This window comes from Gallaecimonas xiamenensis 3-C-1 (assembly GCF_000299915.1).
Lineage (GTDB): Bacteria > Pseudomonadota > Gammaproteobacteria > Enterobacterales > Gallaecimonadaceae > Gallaecimonas > Gallaecimonas xiamenensis.
This window is the reverse complement of the sequence record NZ_AMRI01000001.1, coordinates 177,456-195,297: the sequence shown is the minus strand read 5'-3', so window position 1 is coordinate 195,297 and position 17,842 is coordinate 177,456. Positions and strand designations below refer to the sequence as shown.

Sequence of the window (17,842 nt, the reverse complement as noted above, 5' to 3'; positions counted from 1 at the left end):
AAGCAGCAGCGGCCCAGTTGCGTTAGCATTACGCCATCTGTTGTTGACCGATAGAGGTCTTATGAAACTGGCATTACCTGGCGGTACCCAGGCCTTCTTGGCCGAGTACTGGCAAAAGAAACCCTGCCTTATCAAGGGCGGCATCCAAAACTTTGCCGATCCCTTGGACGCCAACGACTTGGCGGGCCTGGCCATGGAAGCGGAAGTCGAATCGCGGCTGGTGGTGAGAATGGGTGAGAACTGGGACGTGCAACACGGCCCCTTCGAGACCTTCCCCAGCACCGACAAGGACTGGACCCTGCTGGTTCAGGCGGTGGACCATTGGTTTGAGCAGAGCCAGGCCCTGATGGGGCTGTTCGACTTCATGCCCCGCTGGCGCATTGACGATCTGATGGTGAGCTTTTCGGTGCCCGGCGGCGGTGTTGGCCCCCATGTGGACCAGTACGACGTCTTTATCATCCAGGGGGAAGGCAAGCGCCGCTGGCGGGTCGGGGACAAGCAGCCCCTTAAATCCAAGACCCCCCACCCCAGCCTGCTGCAGGTAGAGCCTTTCGAAACGGCCCTTATCGACGCGGAAATGGCGCCCGGTGACATTCTCTACATTCCCCCGGGCTTTCCCCACGAGGGCTATGCCATTACCCCGGCCCTTAACTATTCGGTGGGCTTTAGGGCGCCGTCCGGGCGGGATCTGCTGACCCACTTTGCCGACTTGGCCATCGACGAAGAGCGCTACAACCACCGCTACAGCGATCCGGATCTGCGGCCAAGGGACAAGACCGGGGAAATAACCCTGCCCGAGCTTAATCGCCTCAAGTCCAACCTGACCCAGATCTTCGACGACGAAGCCACCCTCTATCGCTTCTTCGGGCTCTACCTGTCCGAAGCCAAGCACGAGCTGGACCTGGCCCCCTGCGAGCCGGCCTACCACCAAGAGGAAGTGTCCCAGCTGCTGGAGGCCGGTGTGCCCCTGTACCGCCTGGCCGGGGCCCGTGCCCTGTACCTGGCCGGGGTTGCCGACACCCTCTTTGTAGACGGTGAAGCCTTTGCCCTGCCCCAAGGGGTAGCCGAGGCTCTGGCCAATAGCGACGCCCCCGATACGGCGCTGCTGGCAGCCCAGCCCCAGGCCTTAGAGGTGCTGACCCGGCTTATCAACCGAGGGTACTTCTTCTTCGAAGAAGCCTAAAAAAACCGCCCCTAGGGGCGGTTTTTTTTATCAGGCGGGCTGCTGGCCCCAGAGTTTTTCATCCGTGTAGAGGCGGTAGAGGCCTTCGGCCCTGTCCACCAGCAGGCGGGCAAAGTCCATCTGCATTTTGTCGGCGCGGCCCGGGCCCTGGGCGATGTTTTCGGCCTGCAATTGCCATTGCAGGGAAAAGTGGCGCAGGGCGTCACGGGCGCTGGGGGCGGTGCTCAGCGCCACATGGTCGGCAGGCAGATTGCCTGTTACCACCCAGTAATCGGCGACCTTGTTGTTTTCCTTGGCCTTGATACGCCAGATCCCCACCAAAGGCGGCAGGATACGGCTGTCGGCCTGGCGTACCCCCTGGGGCAGTATGCCCTTGGAGGCCAGGTAGGCATTGGCTTTTTGGAAGCTCTGGCGCACCCACTGGTTTTCCATTTCGCGGCGCTGTTCATCGCTCAGGGGAGCCTGTTGGGCCTGGGCGTTTTGGTCTTGTTCGGCCATGTTAAATTCTCTTTATCAGTACGGCTTGCGGCCTACGATAGCGGGGCCTTGAGACCTTGGCAAGAGGCTGGCTGTCCAGATTGCTTTACTGGTTGGAGCACCCCCTGTAACCTTCTGGCCGTCTGGAAAGCACGGCCAGAACTCTCTAGTATGTGCGCCGTCACGACCACCTTTGGTTTACGTTTACGGCAACGTAAATTACCATAGCGAGCCACTGGTGCATTAAATCACCCATTACGGAGAACAACGACGTGGCTGTATTCAATCACACTGCGTTCGATGGCCATGAGCAGGTCGTCTTCTGCCATGACCCGGAAACCGGCCTCAAGGCCATAGTGGCCATCCACAACACCAACTGCGGCCCCGCCGTCGGTGGCTGCCGGATGTGGAACTATGCCTCTGACGACGAAGCTCTGACCGATGTGCTGCGTTTGTCTCGTGGTATGACCTATAAAAATGCCATGGCCGGCCTGCCCTTCGGCGGTGGCAAATCTGTGATCATCGGCGACGCCAAGACCATGAAGTCCGAGGCCCTGTTTCGTGCCTTCGGCCGTTTCCTCAATTCCCTGGGTGGCCGCTACGTGACCGCCGAAGACGTGGGCACCTCCACCAAAGACATCGCCCACATCCAGATGGAAACCGACTTTGTGGCCGGTATCGAAGGCCTGTCCGGCGATCCGTCCCCCTTCACCGCCCTGGGCACCTACCTTGGCATCAAGGCCGCCGTTAAGCACAAGCTGGGCCGCGACGACCTGGAAGGCCTGAAAGTGGCGGTTCAGGGCCTGGGCTCAGTAGGTTACTACCTGTGCGAGCACCTGCACCGCGCCGGCGCCAAGCTGTATGTCACCGACATCAACGAAGCGGCCCTTAAAAAGGCAGAAGCCGAGCTGGGCGCCACCATCGTTGGCCTGGACGAGATCTACGACCAGGACGTGGACGTCTACGCCCCTTGCGCCCTGGGTGCCACCGTCAATGACAACACCATTGGCCGCATCAAGGCCGGCATCATCGCCGGTTGCGCCAACAACCAGTTGGCCGAGGCCCGCCACGACCAGCTGCTCCGTGACCAAGGCGTGCTCTACGCCCCCGACTACGTGATCAACGCCGGCGGCATCATCAACGTGTCCTTCGAGAAGGATTACGACAAGGCCGCAGCCACCGCCAAGGTGGAAGAGATTTACGCCACCCTGCTGGATATCTTCCAGCGCGCCGATGCCCAGCAAAAGCCCACCGGCATCATCGCCGACCAGATGGCTCGCGAGATCATCGCCCGCGGCGGTAAATAAGCCCCGCCCCGGCAATAAAAAAAGGCCCCGAAAGGGGCCTTTGGCATTTTAAGGGTCCTTGCCTTAGTCGCCTTAACGCTCGCGCATATAGGCGCGAAGGGAAGCCCCAACGGCTTCGATGGGATGACTTTGGTTCTGCTCGTCCACCAGTGACAGGCTGGTGTCGTCCACGGCATCAAACTGGCCGCCTTCCCCCAGTTCCCGCAGGGTCCAGGTGGCCAGGATATCCTTGAGGATGTCGGTGGCCGGGCCGGCAAACAGGTAGTTGCCGTACTCGGCGGTGTCGCTTATCACCAGGTTCATCTCGTGCAGGCGGCGACGGGCCAGGGTGTTGGCGATAAGGGGCAGCTCGTGCAGGGACTCGTAGTAGGCCGAGGCCGGGCTTACCCCTGCTTCCACCATCACTTCAAAGGCCAGTTCCACACCGGCGGCAAAGATAGCCACCAGGCCGGTGGCCCGGTCAAAGTCCAGGGTGAAGCTCTGGCTGGGGGGCGCCTGCTCGAAGGCGCTCTCGCTGCTTTGCTGGCGCCAGGTCAGCAGCTCCACGTCGTCGTTCTGCCAGTCGGTCATCATGCGCTCGGCAAAGCGGCCGGCGACGATGTCGTCCATGTGCTTTTCAAAAAGCGGGCGAAAGGCTGCCTTGATTTTGTCGGCCTGCCGGCGGGCATGGACCCTTGCCGCCGGGCTCAGTTTGGAAAACGCCAGGCGCACGCCACCGGCCTTCATGCTCTCGGACACCTGCTCGATACCGAATTGGTAGAAAGCGGCGGCCTGCTCGGCCGGTACCTGCAGGGCTACCAGGCGCTCAAAGCCCGCCACACACACCGCTTGCGGCAAGCCGCACAGCACGGTTTGCTCACCCATCAGGTCGGATTTCACTTCCGCTTCGAAGCTCGACTCCAATACCCCGGCGCGGTGGCCGCCGGTACCGGCGCACCAGGCCTTGGCCCAGGCCAGGCCCTTGCCTTCGGGGTCTTGGTGGACGGCGATCAGGGTCGGAACCCCGAAGCCGCGCAGGTATTCGGCCCGCACTTCGGTGCCGGGGCACTTGGGGGCCACCATGATCACGGTGATGTCGTCACGGATTTCCCGCTGGGCTTCAATCACGTCAAAGCCGTGGGAATAACCCAGGGCCGCCCCCGCCTTCATGGTGGGCATGATGGCGTTGACCACCGGGCCGTGCTGTTTGTCGGGGGTCAGGTTGATCACCAGGTCGGCCTTGGGCACCAGCTCTTCGAAGCTGCCCACGTAAAAGCCGTTGTCCTTGGCCCGCTGATAGGAGCTGTTCTGGCTGTCGATGGACGACTGGCGCAGTGCATAAGCCACATTAAGGCCACTATCGCGCAGGTTCAGGCCCTGGTTCAGGCCCTGGGCGCCGCAGCCCAGAATAACGATCTGCTTGCCTTTGAGGGCCTCTACGCCATCACTGAAGGCACTTTTAGGTACCGGGTGACAGTGGCGCAGGGCCTGCAATTGCTGGCGCAGGGGCTTTTGGTGAAATGCGGTCATGGGTTCTTGCTCCTTCAACATAAAAATCGGCTGTAAGCGGGATTGGCATCTTCTGCCCGGTAGGGGTACCCGATGGAATCGAGGTGCCTGACCAGGCTGTTTTTATCGGCGTCGGCGAAGGCGGCAATGACCCGGCCGACGTCGGCGCCATGATGGCGGTAGTGAAACAGGGAAATATCAAAGTGGCTGCCCAGGGTCTCCAGGAAGGTCAGCAAGGCCCTGGGATGCTCGGGAAACGCAAAGCTGTACAAGAATTCCGGCCGGTGCACGGGGGGCTTACCCCCCACCATGTAGCGCACATGAAGCTTGGCCAGTTCGTTGTCGGACAAGTCCAACACGTCAAAGCCGCTTTGCTCCAGGTCGGCCACCAGGGCGGTGCGTTCATGGACGCCGCCGGTACGCACGCTCACCAGGATTTGCGCCTCGGCAGTGTCGCGGTAGCGGTAGCTGAACTCGGTCACCGCCCGGCCCTTTAAGGTACGGCACAGGGCCAGGAAGCTGCCGGGGCGCTCGGGTATGGTCACCGCCAATACCGCTTCGGTGCCCTCCCCCAGATCGCAGCGCTCCGACACCTGGCGCAGCAGGTGAAAGTTGAGGTTGGCGCCAGACAGCACCGCCCCTACCTGGCCCTTGAACTCGGGGTGCTGTTCGCACCAGGCCTTAAGGCCGGCCAAGGACAGGGCGCCGGCCGGTTCGGCCACGGCCCGCACGTCTTCAAAGATGTCTTTGATGGCGGCGCAGATGGCGTCGTTGCTGACGGTGATGGCTTCGTCCACAAACTGGCTCATCACCCTAAAGGTCTCGGTGCCGATGCGTTTGACGGCCACACCGTCGGCAAAGGTGCCCACTTCGTCGAGAGTAACGGGGGCGCCGGCTTCAAAAGCGGCCTTGAAACAGGCGGCGTCATCGGGCTCGACGGCCACTACGCGAATCTCAGGTTTAAGCTGCTTGATAACCGCCGCCACACCGGCGGCCAGGCCGCCGCCGCCAACGGGCAGGAACAGCACATCCAGCTTCGGCAGCTCCTTGATAAGCTCCAGGCCCAGGGTGCCCTGGCCGGCGATGACCTTTTCATCGTCAAAGGGCGCCACAAAGGCAAAGCCCTGTTGGCTGCTCAAGGTCTGGGCATGGTCCTTGGCGGCGTCGAAGTTATCGCCAAACAGCACCACCTCGGCGCCCAGGGCCTTAACGGCGTCCACCTTGATGGCCGGCGCCTGGGTGGGCATCACGATAATGGCTTTAAAGCCCAGGGCCCGGGCCGACAGCGCCACCCCCTGGGCATGGTTACCGGCGGAAGCGGCCACCACCCCGGGGCAGTCCCGAGGCAGGCTGGCAATCTTGTGGTAGGCGCCGCGCAACTTGAAGCTGTGTACAGGTTGCAGGTCTTCGCGCTTGAGCCAGACATCCTGGCCCAGGCGTTCAGACAGCCGGGCCAGCCGGTTGACCGGGGTGGCCTTGGCCACCTCGTACACCGGCGAGCACAGGGCTTCGCGCAGGTAACCGTAGCCGTCTAGCATGGCGCCCCCGACAGTATGTCTTTGTCGCGCACGCCGCCCTTGTCGGCGGAGGTGGCCAGCAGGGAGTAGGTGCGCAGCCAGGCGGTGATCTGCCGCTGGCGCGGGCCAGGGCGATAGGTGGCGGTTTTGGCGCGCTCGGCCAGCGCCTCGTCGGTCAACTTCACCGACAATTCGCGGCTGGGGATGTCGATAATGATGGTATCGCCCTCTTCCACCAGCGCCAGCGGGCCCTTGGCGGCCGCTTCCGGCGCCATGTGGCCGATGGACAGCCCAGAGGTGCCGCCGGAGAAACGGCCGTCGGTGATCAGGGCGCAGTCTTTATCCAGGCCCATGGATTTCAGATAACTGGTGGGATAGAGCATCTCCTGCATGCCCGGGCCGCCACGGGGGCCTTCATAACGAATGACCACCACGTCACCGGCCTTGATTTGCCCGGCCAGGATGGCCTCCACGGCGCTGTCTTGGCTGTCAAAGACCCGGGCCGGGCCTTCAAAATGCAGCTGCTCGTCAGAAACCCCGGCGGTTTTCACCACCGCGCCATTGGGGGCCAGGTTGCCGCGCAGTACCGCCAGGCCGCCGTCTTGGCGGTAAGCGCCTTCGACGCTGCGGATACAACCGTTGTCTCTGTCCAGGTCCAGGGTGGGCCAGTAACTGTTCTGGGAAAACGCGGTACTGGAGGGGATCCCACCCGGACCGGCCAGATAGAACTCGGCTTGCTTGGCGGTTTCAAAGGCCGCCAGGGTGTCTTTTAAGGTTTCGCCACGCACGTTGGGGGTGCTGGTGTCCAGCAGGCCGCCTTTGGCCAGCTCGCCCAGTATGCCCATGACGCCGCCGGCGCAGTGCACGTCTTCCATATGGTATTTGTTGGTGGCCGGGGCCACTTTGCACAGCTGCGGCACCTTCTTGGACAGGGCGTCGATATCGGTCAGGCCAAAATCCACTTCCCCTTCTTGGGCGGCAGCCAGCAGGTGCAGGATGGTATTGGTAGAGCCGCCCATGGCGATGTCCATGGCCATGGCGTTCATAAAGCTTGGGCGGCTGGCGATGGTACGCGGCAGGGCCCGCTCATCGCCTTTGTCGTACCAGGCTTCAACCAATTCCATGATGCGCTTGCCCGCTTCCAAAAACAGGCCCTCACGCTTTTTATGGGTGGCCAGCATGGAGCCGTTACCGGGCAGGGCCAGGCCCAGGGCCTCGGTCAGGCAATTCATGGAGTTGGCGGTAAACATCCCGGAACAGGCGCCGCAGGTGGGGCAAGCGGATTTTTCCACCTGCTCGACATCGGCGTCGGACACATTCGGGTCGGCCGCTTTGACCATGGCGTCCACCAAATCCAGCTTGATGATCTGGTCCGACAGCTTGGTCTTGCCGGCTTCCATGGGGCCGCCGGAGACAAAGATGGTGGGGATGTTCAGCCGCAGCGCCGCATTCAGCATGCCCGGGGTGATCTTGTCGCAGTTGGAGATGCACACCAGGGCGTCGGCGCAGTGGGCGTTGGCCATGGTTTCCACCGCGTCGGCGATGAGCTCGCGAGACGGCAGGGAATAGAGCATGCCGTCATGGCCCATGGCGATACCGTCATCCACGGCTATGGTGTTGAATTCGCGCGGGGTGCCGCCCGCTTCGCGCACGGCCCCTGCCACCAGATCGCCCAGGTCTTTCAAATGTACATGGCCGGGCACGAATTGGGTGTAGGAGTTGGCAATGGCGATAATGGGCTTTTTCAGGTCACCATCGCCCAAACCGGTAGCCCGCCACAGGGCACGGGCGCCGGCGTTGCGGCGGCCCTTTAAGGTGGTGTCACTTCTACGCTGCGGCATGCTTGACCTCCACCGGGTCCAACCAGCCCCATTTGTCTTGGGTTTGGCCGGTAAATAGGCCGAAGAAACGCTGCTGCAGCAGCTGGGTCATGGGGCCGGGTTTGCCGTTGCCCACCGCCAGGCGGTCGATGGAGCGTACCGGGGAGATCTCGGCAGCGGTGCCGGAGAAGAAGATCTCGTCGGCGATGTACAGGGCCTCGCGGGCGATGGGGGCTTCAACGATCTCGATACCCTCTTCCCGGGCCAGGGTGATGATGGCGTCCCGGGTCAGGCCCGGCAGTATGCTGGCGGTGGCCGGCGGCGTGTACAGCACGCCGTTTTTGACCATAAAGACGTTCTGCCCTGCCCCTTCGGACACCTGGCCACGGCTGTCCAGGGCGATGCCCTCATGGAAGCCGTTACGGCGCGCCTCGCTGGCGATCAGCAAGGAAGACAGGTAGTTGCCGGCAGCCTTAGCGCCGGTGGGCAGGGTGTTGGGAGCGCTGCGGGCCCAGGAAGCGACACAGGCGTCCACCCCTTCTTCGATGGCGCTGGCCCCCAGGTACCGGCCCCAGGAAAAGGCAGCGATCAGCACCGACATCTGGCTTTCCGGCGGCACTATGCCCATGCCCACTTCCCCCAGGTAGGCCAGGGGCCTGATATAAGCGCTTTTGAGGTTATTGGCGTTCAGCACGGCCCGGGCCGCACCCATCAGCTCGTCAACGCTGTAGGGAATGGTGAAGCGGTAGATCTTGGCCGAGTCCTTGAGCCGCTGCATGTGCTCGCGGTGGCGAAAAACCACGGGGCCTGTAGGCGTGTCGTAAGCGCGGATCCCCTCAAAAAAGGCTGTGCCGTAATGCATGCTGTGGCTCATGGGGTGCACCTGCGCCTCGTTCCACGGGGCCATGTGTCCATCCATCCAAATAAAATCGGCGCGGGTCATACTGCTTCCTCCGTCAGGGATACCACGTCAGCCAGTTTTTCCAACTGGCGGGTCAAATGGGATAAGGGGTGTTCGTGCTTGACGCTCAGGCGTACCCCTTGGGGGTGCCATTGCACCTGGGTTAACTGAAATCCTCTGTGGCGAACCAGGCGCAACAGGCGCTCCAGGGCCGCAGGGGCGGGTCTCAAGGTGATGTACAGCGTGCTCTCGGTCACCGCTCAGGCCTCCATCATCTGGTGATTGCCCTTGCCGGGCGGGACCAAGGGCCAAACCCCGTCTTCACTGGGAATGGCTACGTGCAGGAAATAACTGCCCTTGGCAGCCAAGAATCGGTCCAGAGCGCCGTCCACCTGGTCCGGGTGGCACAGGCGCTCGCCCTGGATGCCAAAGGCACTGGCAATGGTCAGAAAATCGGGGTTGTCGGACAGGTCCACTTCGCTGTGGCGCCCTTCAAAGAACAGGGTTTGCCACTGGCGCACCATCCCCAGGCGCTGGTTGTCCAGCAGCAGAATTTTCACTGCCAGGTTCATGCGCTTGATGGTGGCCAGCTCCTGGATATTCATCATGATGGAGCCATCGCCGGTGACCAGAATGGTCTCGGTGCCGGGACAGGCCAGCTTGGCACCGATGGCGCTTGGCAGGCCAAAGCCCATGGTACCCAGGCCCCCAGATGAGATATGGCGACTGGGATGGTCAAACTGCATGTGCTGGGCCACCCACATCTGGTGCTGGCCTACGTCACAACAGACCCGCGCGTCGCGGCCAGCCTTTTGCGACAGCTGGCTCAGCAGCCAGGGGGCATGGATATGGTCCGGGGCCCGGGGCGCGGTGAAGGAATGCTCGGCCTTGTAGGTGGCACAGTGGCGCTGCCAGTCGTTGCCTACCGGAACCCGGGCCAGGTGCTTTAAGGCGGCCTTGGCGTCCATGGCCAGGGGCACGTCGGCATGACGGCGCTTGCCCATCTCGGCAGCGTCGATGTCCACATGGATAACCCGGGCCTTGGGGGCAAACTCGTCCAGCTTGCCGGTCACCCTGTCATCAAAACGGGCACCGACCACCAGCAGCAGATCGCAATCCTGCACCGCCATGTTGGCGCCACGGCTGCCGTGCATACCCAGCATGCCCAGATTGTAGGGATAGTCCAAACCGCAGCTGCCCAGGCCCTTGAGGGTCTCCACCGCCGGCATGCCGGTGGAGGCCAGGTAGTCGCGCAGCTCGTCGATGGCATCCCCCATGCCGACGCCGCCGCCGATATAGGCGATGGGTCTTTGGGCGGTGCGCAGCAAGGTTTCGGCCCGGTTCAGGGCAGCAAAGTCCACCTGGGTGGTCTTGGGCGCGGCCTTGGCCTTCGGCTTGCGGCTGATGGCAGCCTGCTGCACGTCCTTGGGAATGTCTACCAGTACCGGGCCGGGCTTACCGCTCTTGGCCAGGGCAAAGGCCTCTTCGATGATGCGGGGCAAGTCTTCGGGGTCTTCCACCAGGTAGCTGTGCTTGGTGCAAGCCAGGGACAGGCCCAGCACGTCGATCTCCTGGAAGGCATCGGTGCCCATGGCGGCCCGGGCCACCTGGCCGGTAATGGCAACAATGGGAATGGAGTCCATCATGGCGTCGGCCAAACCGGTGATGAGGTTGGTGGCGCCGGGCCCGGAGGTGGCCATCACCACCCCTACGCCGTTGGTGGCGCGGGCATGGCCGATGGCGGCCAGGGCCGCGCCCTGCTCGTGCCGGCACAACACGTGGGTCAGCTCGGCTTCATACAAGGCGTCATAGATGGGCATGATGGCCCCACCCGGGTAACCGAACAGGGTCTGCACCCCTTGGTCCTGCAAGCATTCCACCAGGGCCTGGGCCCCTGTGATGCTGTCCTCTACTGGTCTGGCTTGGTTCATGACTGATTTTCCTTGGCCCTAAAACGAAAAACCCCCCGGGCTTCTCAGCGCGGGGGGTTTTGGCTTCTTGCTTCGTTTAGCGTTTACACAAAAGCACCCCGCGCGGTTGGCTAATAATCACCACCACGAGCACGAGGACGAGAAGAATTGCTTTTTGAGTAAAGGCGTTCACGATGAGCGTTCTGCAATCAAGTTATCGAATTGCTAATAGAACTAGCACAGTGAAAAAGAATAAGACAAGGACTTTTTGCAAGTTTTTTAATGCCATGAAAATCATTGAGTTACGAAGACCATGGCACAGCAAAAATCTTTACGCTTACGTCAAAGGAAGGGGCGTTGCAGGGTGTTGAGGAGCTCTACTGGCAGTTTCTTGCTAGCCAGGAACAAGGAAAAGGGTGCGGCCTTGACCCGAAAACCGCCGTGGACGGGTTGCAAAGCCGAGGCCGGCAGCCGTATTTGTAGGCCGTCAAAGACCAGTACCAGGCTCTCTCCTTCCCAGTTGGCAGTGCGCAGCGGCCCCAGAGAATGACCCCGGCGCACTGCCAGGGCCCATTCGGTCAGCACCACCAGGAACACAAAGCCCAGCAACACCGCCGTTGGCCAATGCCAACCCGGGTCCAATTCCCGGTCCAGCCCCACCAGCACCAGCAGGTAAAGGGCCGCTCTTAACCATCTTGTCATGCGTTCTCCAACAACCACTGCACCGGGTGCAGGGGCTTTTGTCCTTCCATTCGTCCCACCTGGCAGCGGCAGGAATAACCGGTGGCCAGCACGGTGTCGGCCTGCGCCACCGACTGGCTCCAGCTCAGCCCATAAATGCCCTTGGAGGTCTCCAGGTGCTCGGCCTCATGGCCGTAGGTACCGGCCATGCCGCAGCAGCCCACATTGGCCACCTTGAGCTGATGGCCGGCCCGGGCAAAGATCTGTTGCCAGAGCATCTCCCCTGTGGGCAGGGCCGTCTTCTCGGTGCAGTGGGCAAAGAGGGTGGCTTGGCCCTGACCGCGCAGGCCGGCAAAAGCCGCCTCCGGCACCTGGGCCAGCCACTCCTGAATAAGCTGCACCTTAAAGTCCCCCCGCGCCGCGCCAAGGGCCTTTTGGTATTCGTCCCGGTAGCAAAGCACCAGGGAGGGGTCGACCCCCACCAGGGGCAGGCCCAGGGCATGGAGCTGGTTGAAAAAGGCGGCGCCGTCCTGGGCCATTTGGGTAAAACGGGCCAGGAAGCCTTTCACATGGGCCGGTTTGCCGTTGGGCTTAAAGGGCACCAGCTTAGGCACATAGCCGAGCTTTTCCAACAGCAGCACCAGGGCCGCCACTAGGTCGGCGTCGTAATAGCTGGTAAAGGGGTCTTGCACCACCAGTACCAGCTTGTCCTTGTCCGGGTGGTCTGCCAGCTGCTCGAGCTGCCAGTCCAGAGCGCTGTGGCCCTCCAGGCGCTGGGCCAGGGTCGGCACCGACATCAAGGGGGTATCGACCATTCCTGTGCCCAGCTTTACCAAAGCCTGCACCCAGCGCTGCTCCAACAGGCCATTGACCAGCCTGGGCCAGCGGGCCATCAGGGGCGCGCTTTGCTCCACGTTGGCCACCAGGTGGTCCTTGAGGGGGCGCAGGTAGCGCTGGTGATAGAGATTTAGGAAGCGGGCCCGGAAGTTGGGCACATCCACCTTGATGGGGCACTGGCTGGAGCAGGCCTTACAGGCCAGGCAGCCGTCCATGGCTTCTTTGACTTCCCGTGAGAAGTCATACTCGTGGCTGAAGTTATTTCGCAGGCGGTTGAAAAACGGCAGCTTTTGGTTGCGCTCTTCCAGGGTGTCCGGGTTGACGCCGCGCTCGGCCAGTAGCCTTAGCCATTCGCGCATCAGGCCGGCCCGGCCCTTGGGGGAATGGCGCCTGTCCTTGGTGATGCGGTAACTGGGGCACATGGGAGTGCTGGCATCATAGTTAAAGCACAGGCCATTGCCGTTACAGGTCATGGCGCCGTTAAAGCTGTCACGCACGCTGATAGGGATCTGGCGGTCCTGGGCGCCCCTTTTGGGGCCGTCCACGGACACCAGTTGGTGGTCCCCTGCCAATGGCACACAGATCTTGCCGGGGTTCATGCGGTTTTGCGGGTCGAACTGAGTCTTGACCCAGCGCAGCTCGTCCCACAGCTCACCGAAAAAGGTGGGGGCGTATTCGGAGCGAAAACCCTTGCCGTGCTCCCCCCACATCAGGCCGCCGTATTTGGCCACCAGGGCCACCACCTGGTCAGAGAGGCTGCGCATCAGCACTTCCTGCTCAGGGTCGGTCAAGTCCAACGCCGGGCGCACGTGCAGCACGCCGGCGTCCACATGGCCGAACATGCCGTAATGGAGGCCCTTGGCGTCCAGCAGGGCGCGAAATTCGAGGATAAAGTCCGCCAGGTTCTGGGGCGGCACTGCCGTGTCTTCGGCAAAGGGCTGGGGCTTGGCCCGGCCGGGGGCATTGCCAAGCAGGCCCACGGCTTTTTTACGCATGGCATAGATACGACCAATCTCCCCCAGGTCATTGGTGAGCTGGTAGCCGATAATGCCTTCTTCGCCGCCAATGGCCTTATCGAGACGGGCGCAAAGGCTTTGTACCTTGGCGTCTTGGGCGCCCTGATCTACGTCGTTGAACTCGACGATGTTAAGCCCTTGCATGTCGACGCCGGGCACGTCGCTGATAAGGTCTTTGACCTGGTGCCAGATGATGTCTTCCCGGGCCAGGTTCAGCACCTTGGAGTCCACGGTTTCCACCGAGGTGGCCTTAGCCGCCACCAGGAAGGGGGCGTTGCGCAGGGCCTTTTCAAAGCTGCTGTACTTGATGTTGATAAGGGTCTTGAAGGGCTCGATGGGGTTTACATGGAGCTTGGCTTCGGTGACGAAAGCCAGGGAGCCTTCGGAGCCGCAGATAAGGCGGCCAAGATCGAACTGGCTGAGGGCCTCGTCAAAGACATGTTCCAGATCGTAACCGGTCAAAAAGCGGTTAAGGCGCGGGAAGGTGGCCAAAATGGCCTGACGCTTGGCCTTGAGCCGCTCGGCAATGTCCCGGTGCAGCTGGCCGCTGCGCCCTTCCAGCAGGCTAAGGTCTTCGACCGCCCTGGCCTGGGTATGGAGTTCGCTGCCGTCCACCAGCACCGCTTTGAGCGCCAGCACATGGTCAGAGGTTTTGCCGTACACCAGGGACCCTTGGCCCGAGGCGTCGGTGTTGATCATGCCGCCGACCGTGGCCCTGTTGGAGGTGGACAGATCCGGGGCAAAGAAAAAGCCGTGGGGCTTTAAAAAGGCGTTGAGCTCGTCCTTGATGACCCCGGCCTGGACCCGCACCCAGCCTTCTTCGGCGTTAAATTCGATGATATCGCGCATATGGCGGGACAGGTCCACCACCAGGCCGGTATTGAGGCTCTGGCCGTTGGTGCCGGTGCCGCCGCCACGGGCGCTAAAGGCCACCGCCGGGTGGGCTTTTGCCACCTTGGCCAGCAGCAATACGTCCTGATGATGCCTTGGCAGCACTATGGCCTGGGGCAGCAACTGGTAGACGGAGTTGTCGGTGGCCACCGCCAGCCGCTCGCTGTAACGGGTCTCGATATCCCCTTGAAAGCCTTGGGCCCTGAGGTCGTCAAGGTAAGCCTGGTAGGGGCTGGACAGCTGGGGTACCGCGTCGAGTCTTGGGATCATAAAGGCAAGCTGGCGTTAACACTTTCGGCCAGTATATCAAAGAAAACCCCGGCCAAGCCGGGGTCTTTTTTCGCTGTTTTGCCAATACGTTATAAGGGCAACTCAAGATTTTATCCCTGGGCCGGCAGGCGAAAACGCTCCAGCTGCGCCGCCAGTTCGTCAGACAGCCTGGCCAGGTGCTGGCTGGCTTCCGACACCTGGCCGGCTGCACGAGAGTTTTGCTGGGCCGACACACTGATGTTGGATACGTTTTGGGCGATTTCCTTGGATACCTGGGACTGCTGCTCCGACGCCGTGGCGGTTTGGCTGATGGCATCCCCCATGTCTTTGAGGGCGCCATGGATCTGCGGCAGGCTTTGGGCCATGGCTTCGGCATCTTCCAGGCTCTGGCCAGCCAGTTGCCGACATTGGTGCATGGACCCGGTCAAGGCCGAGGTGCGGCCCGAAACCCGGGTGATACGCCCATCGATGTCGGTGGTGGCTTCCTGAACCCGGGTCGCCAGTTGGCGTACCTCGTCGGCCACTATGGCAAAACCCCTGCCCTGCTCCCCGGCCCTGGCTGCCTCGATGGCGGCATTGAGCGCCAACAGATTGGTTTGTTCGGCAATATTGGCAATCACCTCCACCACCTGGCGAATTTGCTGACTTTCCTGATCCAACTGCTCTATGTCCCTGGCTATGGCGTCAAAGTGGCTTGCGGTCATGGCCACCTGCTGGCTGGTGTTGGCCACCTGTTTGTCCATCTGTGCCAGGGTCTTGGTCATGGTGTCGGCCCGCTGGCTGGCGTGAACGGCATTCTGGCTGATCTCATTGGCGGCCAGGCTCATCTGTTCGATGGCGGCCGCCAGCAGTTCCACCTGCTGAGATTGGCTGACAATGCTGCTGGAGGTTTCATCGGCGATACGGGTGGTGGTTCCGGACTCCTGGCGCAGCTGTTGGCTGGCTTGGCGGACTCGGCCCAATAGCTCGATAAACATGGCCTGCAGCTTGGCCAGGCCATTGTGTACATTGGCGCCCTGGCCCCGGCTGGCAAGGGGTTCGGTCAAATCCCCTGAGGCAATGCGGTTGGCCAGCCGCTGCATGGCGTCGGGTTCGTTGCCAAGAGGCCTGAGAACCCAGCGATTGACCAACAGCACCCCCAGTATCACCACCGCCAACATGGCCAGCAGTACCAGGGCGGCCACCAGTTGCATCCGTTTTACCGGAGCCAGGGCTTCGGCCAGGTCCATCTCGGCAATCAGGGCCCAGCGCACCCCCAGCACGTCCACAGGGGCATAGGAGGAAAGCACCGCATGGCCGTTATAGTCGGTTAGGACCTCAGTGCCGCTGCTTCCCGCCAGGGCCTGGCGACTGGCCGGGGTATCGACGCCATTGGCTGACAGGGTCCCGGCAAAGGAGGCCTTGAGGGAATGGCTGTCCGGTGCCAAGAAGGAGTCGGAGCGCATCCGCATGTCGGCGCCCACCAGGTAAGACTCTCCCGTTTGCCCCATGCCGGCCCTGAGCTGCATGATCTGATTGACCTCGCTTGGGTCCAGTTGCACCGCCAGCACCCAGTGCCGACCCCCTTGGACCAGGGGTAAACCAAAAAAGGCTGCCGGTTCCCCCTGGCTGGGGGCGTAGGGACTGAAGTCCTCGAAGGCCAGCTCACTGCCCTGGCGCACCTGGTTAAAGAGGCGGGCCAGGCCGCTTTCTTGGTAGGGACCGGCCAACAGGTTGCTCTGGTAGTCCGCCTCTTTCATGACGCTGTAAACCACCTGGCCCTGCTCGTCGATAACGAACATGTCGTAAAAGCGGATCTCGTCGATAAAGTGCCGGAACAAGGGTTGGTATTGCTGCCAGTGGCCGGGTCCCTGCCCTGACAGCCCTGTCATCATCTGCCGCAGCGTCATCAACTGATGCCGTTTGCTGTCCAGTAGGGTGTGAAGCTCGCTTTCTTTGAGGCTACGGATGGAAGTGAGTTGGTCAAAAATTTGCAGTTTCAAGGCCTTGGCGGCCAGGGTACTTAAACTGATGGCCACCAGCAGGGCCGGCAACAGTCCTATGGCCAGGATGAGCAGGGTGACACGTTGGCGAAAACTCATGGTTCCTCCCTGAACGTACCGTTCGCCTTCTTGGCTTTAGCAGTCTAGCAGTCCCCTTAGCGGCCGCCATGAAAAAGGGGCCCTGGGGCCCCTTCTTTCAAACCTTCCGCTGTCAACCTTCCACCACAGCCTTGTCGTGCAGGGTATCTTGGCAGATGGACTGCTCTGTTTTGGCCACCAGGGTGGACACGGCGGTGTCGCCCACCACATTGGTGGTGGTAACGAAGGCGTCGCAGATCCGGTCGGTCGCCAGGATGATGGCCATGGCTTCCATAGGCAGGCCCAATTGGTGCAACAACACCCCCGTGGTAACGGCGGCGCCCCCCGGCACACCGCCGGTGGCGATGGCCAGCAGGAAGGCGGTCACACCCAGGGTAATGAGCTGCCCTTCGGCCAGACCATGGCCATAGGCGTTGGCCACGAAGATGGTGGCCACCGTCATGTAGATGGCAGAACCGGACATGTTCATGGTGGCCCCGAGAGGCACCCCGAAACCGGCCACGGTTTTATCGACGCCCAGCTTCTCGGTGAGGGTTTTGAAGGTCACCGGAATGGTGGCATTGGAGCTGGCAGTGGACAGGGAAAAGAAGATCTGTTCACGCAGCTTGGCCAGATAGAGTATCGGGTTGATACCGGTGAAACCCCAGATCACCAAGGGATAGAACAGCAGGATCCACAGCAGCATCACGAAGATGTTGGTGCCCACATAGGCGCCCACCGACAGAATGGAATGGGTATCCAGGGTGGCAGCCAGGCCGGTGGTGAGGAAAAACACGCCGAACGGCGCCAGGGACATCACCATTACCACCAGCTTCATCATCACGTTGTTGGCGATGGCAAAACCCTTGGCGGCGGCTTTTGACTCATCCCTGCCCAGGCCCTTAATGGCGATGCCGGTGATGATAGCCATAAAGAGGATCTGCAGCATGTTGCCTTCGGCAAAGGCCTGGAAGGGATTGGAGGGGACCACTGAGGCCACCAGTTGCAGCAGAGACGGGGCTTCGGTCAGGGCCGGCTCGAACGGCTTACCGTCCAGGGTCAGGTTGGCACCGCTACCGGGTGCAAACATCAGGCCTATGGCCAGGGCGGCGGCGATGGCCAGCACGGTGTTGAACAGGTACAGCAAGAAGGTCTTGGTGCCAAGGCGCCCAAATTGCCCCAGGTTTTCCAGGGAACAAACGCCGTTGACGATGGAAATAAAGACCAGAGGCACCACCAGCAATTTGATCAATGACACGAACAGGCCGCCGGCGGTACCGAACAGATCGTGGATCAGGGTCTGGTGCAAAAACTCGATACCGGGGAACAGTCGGCTGGCGGCCCCCACCGCCAGGCCCGCCACCAGGGCGATGAAAATCTTGGTTGTCAGGGAGTACTGCATACTCTCACTCTTGTTGTAGTGTTTTGGTAATGGCTCGGGACTATAACCAAAGTCGCCAAAACATACCCGTGATCCAATTCAC

13 protein-coding genes are annotated in these 17,842 nt (G+C 61.7%); 2 read left to right on the top strand and 11 right to left on the bottom strand.

Annotation, left to right across the window (positions count from 1 at the left end; translation table 11 throughout):
* The first annotated feature begins 61 nt into the window (after positions 1–61).
* On the top strand, positions 62–1,183 hold the full coding sequence (locus tag B3C1_RS00920) for a ribosomal protein uL16 3-hydroxylase (RefSeq protein WP_008482281.1): 1,122 nt from the start codon (positions 62–64) through the stop codon (positions 1,181–1,183).
* A gap of 30 nt (positions 1,184–1,213) precedes the next feature.
* Here B3C1_RS00920 and B3C1_RS00915 read toward each other — a convergent pair whose 3' ends face one another.
* Positions 1,214–1,681: a DUF4826 family protein gene (locus tag B3C1_RS00915; protein WP_008482278.1), complete on the bottom strand. Its 468-nt coding sequence runs from the start codon at positions 1,679–1,681 to the stop codon at positions 1,214–1,216.
* A gap of 251 nt (positions 1,682–1,932) precedes the next feature.
* On the opposite strand from B3C1_RS00915, the gene B3C1_RS00910 reads away from it, so the two are divergent.
* Positions 1,933–2,967 carry a Glu/Leu/Phe/Val dehydrogenase dimerization domain-containing protein gene (locus B3C1_RS00910; protein WP_008482277.1) on the top strand — a complete coding sequence of 345 codons (1,035 nt, stop codon included), beginning with the start codon at positions 1,933–1,935 and terminating at the stop codon, positions 2,965–2,967.
* A gap of 72 nt (positions 2,968–3,039) precedes the next feature.
* Here B3C1_RS00910 and ilvC read toward each other — a convergent pair whose 3' ends face one another.
* The 10 genes from ilvC to B3C1_RS00860 form a co-directional block, all read right to left on the bottom strand.
* Entirely contained in the window at positions 3,040–4,476 is a 1,437-nt protein-coding gene (gene ilvC / locus B3C1_RS00905) for a ketol-acid reductoisomerase (RefSeq protein WP_008482276.1), read from the bottom strand.
* Between the two features lie 14 nt (positions 4,477–4,490).
* Positions 4,491–5,993 (bottom strand): threonine ammonia-lyase, biosynthetic, encoded by a 1,503-nt coding sequence (gene ilvA / locus B3C1_RS00900; protein WP_008482275.1) that lies wholly within the window; start codon positions 5,991–5,993, stop codon positions 4,491–4,493.
* On the bottom strand, positions 5,987–7,813 hold the full coding sequence (gene ilvD / locus B3C1_RS00895) for a dihydroxy-acid dehydratase (protein ID WP_008482274.1): 1,827 nt from the start codon (positions 7,811–7,813) through the stop codon (positions 5,987–5,989). The genes ilvA and ilvD overlap by 7 nt, the downstream gene beginning before the upstream one ends.
* Positions 7,800–8,735 carry a branched-chain amino acid transaminase gene (locus B3C1_RS00890; RefSeq protein ID WP_008482273.1) on the bottom strand — a complete coding sequence of 312 codons (936 nt, stop codon included), beginning with the start codon at positions 8,733–8,735 and terminating at the stop codon, positions 7,800–7,802. Before B3C1_RS00890 ends, ilvD begins: the two co-directional genes overlap by 14 nt.
* A complete protein-coding gene (locus tag B3C1_RS00885; RefSeq protein ID WP_008482272.1) occupies positions 8,732–8,950 on the bottom strand; it encodes an ACT domain-containing protein in 219 nt (72 codons plus the stop codon). Before B3C1_RS00885 ends, B3C1_RS00890 begins: the two co-directional genes overlap by 4 nt.
* Before the next feature lie 3 nt (positions 8,951–8,953).
* Positions 8,954–10,594, bottom strand: coding sequence for an acetolactate synthase 2 catalytic subunit (gene ilvG / locus B3C1_RS00880; RefSeq protein ID WP_035480710.1), 1,641 nt, complete (start codon positions 10,592–10,594; stop codon positions 8,954–8,956).
* A 351-nt stretch (positions 10,595–10,945) separates the two neighbouring features.
* Positions 10,946–11,305, bottom strand: a complete 360-nt coding sequence (locus B3C1_RS00875; RefSeq protein WP_008482269.1) for a hypothetical protein — start codon at positions 11,303–11,305, stop codon at positions 10,946–10,948.
* Positions 11,302–14,298 (bottom strand): D-2-hydroxyglutarate dehydrogenase YdiJ, encoded by a 2,997-nt coding sequence (gene ydiJ, locus B3C1_RS00870; protein ID WP_008482267.1) that lies wholly within the window; start codon positions 14,296–14,298, stop codon positions 11,302–11,304. The genes B3C1_RS00875 and ydiJ overlap by 4 nt, the downstream gene beginning before the upstream one ends.
* Before the next feature lie 110 nt (positions 14,299–14,408).
* Positions 14,409–16,379 (bottom strand): methyl-accepting chemotaxis protein, encoded by a 1,971-nt coding sequence (locus tag B3C1_RS00865; protein ID WP_008482265.1) that lies wholly within the window; start codon positions 16,377–16,379, stop codon positions 14,409–14,411.
* A gap of 112 nt (positions 16,380–16,491) precedes the next feature.
* Positions 16,492–17,760, bottom strand: a complete 1,269-nt coding sequence (locus B3C1_RS00860) for a dicarboxylate/amino acid:cation symporter (RefSeq protein ID WP_008482264.1) — start codon at positions 17,758–17,760, stop codon at positions 16,492–16,494.
* Positions 17,761–17,842 lie beyond the last annotated feature (82 nt).

Excerpts from the sequence above, each read along its gene's own strand:
- B3C1_RS00920 (WP_008482281.1), top strand. The coding sequence starts at position 62 with ATGAAACTGGCATTACCTGGCGGTACCCAGGCCTTCTTGGCCGAGTAC.
- B3C1_RS00915 (WP_008482278.1), bottom strand. The coding sequence starts at position 1,681 with ATGGCCGAACAAGACCAAAACGCCCAGGCCCAACAGGCTCCCCTGAGC.
- ilvC (WP_008482276.1), bottom strand. The coding sequence starts at position 4,476 with ATGACCGCATTTCACCAAAAGCCCCTGCGCCAGCAATTGCAGGCCCTG.
- ilvA (WP_008482275.1), bottom strand. The coding sequence starts at position 5,993 with ATGCTAGACGGCTACGGTTACCTGCGCGAAGCCCTGTGCTCGCCGGTG.
- ilvD (WP_008482274.1), bottom strand. The coding sequence starts at position 7,813 with ATGCCGCAGCGTAGAAGTGACACCACCTTAAAGGGCCGCCGCAACGCC.
- B3C1_RS00890 (WP_008482273.1), bottom strand. The coding sequence starts at position 8,735 with ATGACCCGCGCCGATTTTATTTGGATGGATGGACACATGGCCCCGTGG.
- B3C1_RS00875 (WP_008482269.1), bottom strand. The coding sequence starts at position 11,305 with ATGACAAGATGGTTAAGAGCGGCCCTTTACCTGCTGGTGCTGGTGGGG.
- ydiJ (WP_008482267.1), bottom strand. The coding sequence starts at position 14,298 with ATGATCCCAAGACTCGACGCGGTACCCCAGCTGTCCAGCCCCTACCAG.
- B3C1_RS00865 (WP_008482265.1), bottom strand. The coding sequence starts at position 16,379 with ATGAGTTTTCGCCAACGTGTCACCCTGCTCATCCTGGCCATAGGACTG.
- B3C1_RS00860 (WP_008482264.1), bottom strand. The coding sequence starts at position 17,760 with ATGCAGTACTCCCTGACAACCAAGATTTTCATCGCCCTGGTGGCGGGC.